This is a genomic window from Streptomyces sp. L500 (genome assembly GCF_054551825.1).
In genome coordinates this window covers 1-3503 of the sequence record NZ_JBTOLC010000102.1, presented here as the reverse complement: position 1 = coordinate 3503, position 3503 = coordinate 1, and the positions used below count along the sequence as shown (strand labels likewise).

Below are 3503 nucleotides of genomic sequence, written 5' to 3'. Positions count from 1 at the left end.
CTAGGTTCCCTCTCGATCCTCCTATGACGTAGGCACATGCGTGCTCTGATGTCACCGGTCCTCACGGGACCGGGCTCCCACCGGAAGGGAGAGCCCGGCGCCCGCCGGGAGGCCGGATCAGCCCCGTACTCGTCGCACCCATTCGCGGGAAGGCAGGAACATGGGCAGAATCAGGTTCGCCACCACGGCATCGGCCGTGGCACTGGCGGTGTCGGGGGTACTCGGAGCCGCAGCAGGCACGGCGCACGCCGAAGCGGCCTACGACGACATCACCATGCTCAAGCAGGAGAAGACCCAGTGGTGCTGGGTCGCCTCCGGGCTGACGATCGCCAAGTACCAGGGGTTCGGCACCACACAGACGGACTTCTGCACCCGGGCGCAGCCCTACTATGGCTGCAACAACCAGCCGGCCACGCTCGACGACATGGCCCGGGGCTGGGGCAGTCTGGGCATGACCCACACCGGCTCGGGCCTGTCCAGCGCGGCCACGTTCAACCAGGTCTACACCGACGTCAAGGCCGCCCGGCCCGTCGCCGCCCGCATCGGCTGGACGTCCGGCGGGGGCCACATGAACGTCGTCTACGGCTTCGACACGTCGAACAACACCATCGCCGTCGGCGACCCGTGGCCGGACACCCAGACGTACACGTGGTGGAACTACAACGACTACGTCAGCAACAGCTCGTTCAAGTGGACCCACTCCCGCATCGGCATCTCCGGCTAAGGCAGGCGACATGCGCTTCATCAGGGGCACAAGAGCGTTCAGCCAGCAGGCGGCCTCCCGGCTCTCCCGCCTGTCCATCGTGCTCGCACTCGGCGCGTCCGCGCTGCTGTGCGGCGTCGGCCCGGCTCACGCGGCCAAGGACCCGCTCCCCGCGGACATCCCCAACTACCAGGCCGCCCTCGACGCGGTGAAGTCGACCGCGGTCCGCAACACCGTCTGCCAGTTCCTCAGCGCCCCGCTGCCCACGGGCGGCGGAACCGCGACGGCGAAGCCGATCCCCGACAAGGCCGATCCGTGCGCGGGCCTGCCGACGTTCACGATCAAGGACCCGGTGGCGCTCAACGAGATCACGCCGGGCTTCGTCGCGGGCACGGCCCGGCCGATCGCCACCGAGGCGATCAAGCTCACCCAGCTGGTGTCCTCGCTCAGCGCCACCGTCAACGGGCGCAACGCCACGGTGTTGCTCGCGCCCACCCCGGGCGGCGGCTGGCACCTGGCGGCCGTGCGCGACGGCGACGACGACGCCGTCCAGGCGAGCAAGGCCACGACGGGCACGCTGGTGTTCAGCGAGCCGCAGATCCGCGGCTGGTACCAGCTCAAGCTCACCACCGTCGAGCCGCTCAACGACCAGGCCCGGCAGGGCCTCGGCGGCCAGCCGTCGGTGTCGCTCGCCGACTACCAGAACCTGGTCAAGGCCCGCTACGCCGACAAGCAGCCCGGCTCGGACTACGACACCAAGGGCCTCTCCAGCGGTTACGGTCCGAGGCACCCGGCCGGACGGCAGGCGTCCACGACTCCGCTGATCGTCGGCGGTTCGGGCGCCGCGCTCGCCCTCGCCGGCGGCGCCCTCGTCATCCGCCGCAGGCGCGCCGCCTCGCAGTGACCGTACCGACGCGGTAAAGCCCTCTCCCTCGCCCCGGACCCGGCCACGTGCCGGGCCGGGGCGAGGCCGTTCCATCGTGCTGATCACGGTCGTGCGGGCTGACGTCCCCGGAGTACGCCTCCTACACGCCGATGAACCACAACGACGGCAAGGAAACAGTGACGATCAATCGCGGGCTCACCTCAGCGTCGATCGACGGGGCGCGCTCCCACACCGCCTCGAACGCCGACGTGCACAGCCGCCCTCGGTGTGTGCGGGCGGGTTGCCGTGGTCGGTGGTGTCGACGAGTCCCTGGCCGAGTGCGTGCAGCGGGGCGGGATCGACCCGGTCGGCGGCGGTGGGCGGCTGTTGGTGGTGGATCAGGGCGGCGGTGGCCTCGTCGACGCCGGTGAGGTCGTCGTGGAAGGAGAAGTCGTCCTGATGGTAGGGCTGGTAGGCGTGGAAGGTCATCAGGCCCGGTCCGACCGCGGTCAGGATCCATTGGCGTTCGAGCCCGACCCGTCACTGACGCGACTCCTCCCCACTGAGCACTGGCCGACGATCGATCGCTCCACGGCACTCGCCACCATCAAGCGGCTCACCGGGCCCTGCGCCACGCGGGCGGGCACAGACACAGCCTTACGCAAGACGGGCGGGCCGTAGAGCCTTTCGTGCCATCCCCCCTGCAACGCTCAAGCCGCCGTCCGCCCACAGCAAGGACGGCAATGACACCCGGAGACGACACATGAAACAGCTGCTCCCTGTCTCGGCGCCGCCGCTCTCGGCGCATCTGGAATCCTCCAGCACACCGCAGCTGACTGCCCTCCTCTTGCTGGGAAGGGCGCCGTGAGCCCTTCCCAGCAAGCGAGGAGTGCGTGGGGCCCTGTCCCACCAGCGGGAGGACGGCTCCGGGGCCGCTATGGACAGTCCTCCCACCTGGCGTCCCGAACCACACCAGCTGACGACGCGATACCGCTCGCCTGCACCTACTCGAAGCAGTCGGAGCACTTGGCCGCCATCATCGAGGGGCACCGCCCTCGGGCCGACTGCGGCTCTCTACCGCGCGCAGTGCGCGAACTGCGGACGCCCAGCACCCGGGCCACTGGTAATTCGTACATGGCCAGCGCCGCACCCTCTGAGCTGCCGGTCCGGGGCCACTCCTGGGTCCACTCCGCCTCTGACAGGGACGTCGGTTCTCTGTTCCGTTCTACTACTCGGTCCCCGGATAGCAGCAGTGGCTCCAGTACATCAGGGCGACCCCTGGGATGGGCCGGGCCGCAGCGGTGTGACGTTGGCAGTCGGTCCGCTGAGAACGTCGCGCAGCTCTTGGTTCTCCAGAGTGAGTCTGGTGTTCTCCGCGAGGAACCCCTTCACGTCGTCTTTGAGCCGGGTGATCTCGGCGTTCTTGTTCGCGATGGTCGCCTTGAGGGTGACGATTGCGGTGGTGTTCGTCGGCCCAGGCGCGAAGGCGTTTGGCGCTGGTCCGCAGACGCTCGCCGATGGGTTCGGGAAGGAGATCGGCCTTGCGGTGACTGCGAAGCCGTACTCGCGCAGGCCGTGCGGGTGGTGACCGCTCATCTCGGCGCGTCCCCTGAGCGGACGATCTCGTCCTCCGCGGCCGTGGTGGCCGGGCCCGCGCTGACACACCGTGTCTGGCGCACCCTCACCCACGCGTTGATCCTCGGGCCCGCACCCGACAACGGCCCCTACGGATACCTCACCCACCTGCGGCTGTCCTGCACCCCCCTCTCCTGCGGTCCCGGCCTGCCCTGCGCGGACGACGAGGACGGCCTGGCCGACTGGATGGCAGCGCACATCGACTGGTGACGGCGTGCCGCGTCCGTCGTCGAGCGGACCCCTTGTATGTCATGCCGGCCCGGGGTCACCTGTACGCCCGGCGCCGCTGACCGGAACATT

Annotated in this window: 5 protein-coding genes; 3 read left to right on the top strand and 2 right to left on the bottom strand. The window is 69.5% G+C overall.

Features of this window, described 5'->3' with window-relative positions; all coding sequences use genetic code 11:
- The first annotated feature begins 160 nt into the window (after positions 1 to 160).
- Together ACX9I7_RS32420 and ACX9I7_RS32415 are read left to right on the top strand one after the other, a co-directional pair.
- Positions 161 to 724: a papain-like cysteine protease family protein gene (locus tag ACX9I7_RS32420; protein ID WP_387573672.1), complete on the top strand. Its 564-nt coding sequence runs from the start codon at positions 161 to 163 to the stop codon at positions 722 to 724.
- Between the two features lie 10 nt (positions 725 to 734).
- On the top strand, positions 735 to 1607 hold the full coding sequence (locus ACX9I7_RS32415; protein WP_387573670.1) for a hypothetical protein: 873 nt from the start codon (positions 735 to 737) through the stop codon (positions 1605 to 1607).
- 177 nt (positions 1608 to 1784) lie between these two features.
- On the opposite strand, the gene ACX9I7_RS32410 is transcribed toward ACX9I7_RS32415, so the two are convergent.
- Both ACX9I7_RS32410 and ACX9I7_RS32405 read right to left on the bottom strand, forming a co-directional pair.
- On the bottom strand, positions 1785 to 2057 hold the full coding sequence (locus tag ACX9I7_RS32410) for a hypothetical protein (protein WP_459389372.1): 273 nt from the start codon (positions 2055 to 2057) through the stop codon (positions 1785 to 1787).
- Positions 2058 to 2834: 777 nt separating this feature from the next.
- A complete protein-coding gene (locus ACX9I7_RS32405) occupies positions 2835 to 3164 on the bottom strand; it encodes a hypothetical protein (RefSeq protein WP_459389371.1) in 330 nt (109 codons plus the stop codon).
- On the opposite strand from ACX9I7_RS32405, the gene ACX9I7_RS32400 reads away from it, so the two are divergent.
- Positions 3153 to 3413, top strand: coding sequence for a hypothetical protein (locus ACX9I7_RS32400; protein WP_459389370.1), 261 nt, complete (start codon positions 3153 to 3155; stop codon positions 3411 to 3413). The genes ACX9I7_RS32405 and ACX9I7_RS32400 overlap by 12 nt on opposite strands.
- Positions 3414 to 3503 lie beyond the last annotated feature (90 nt).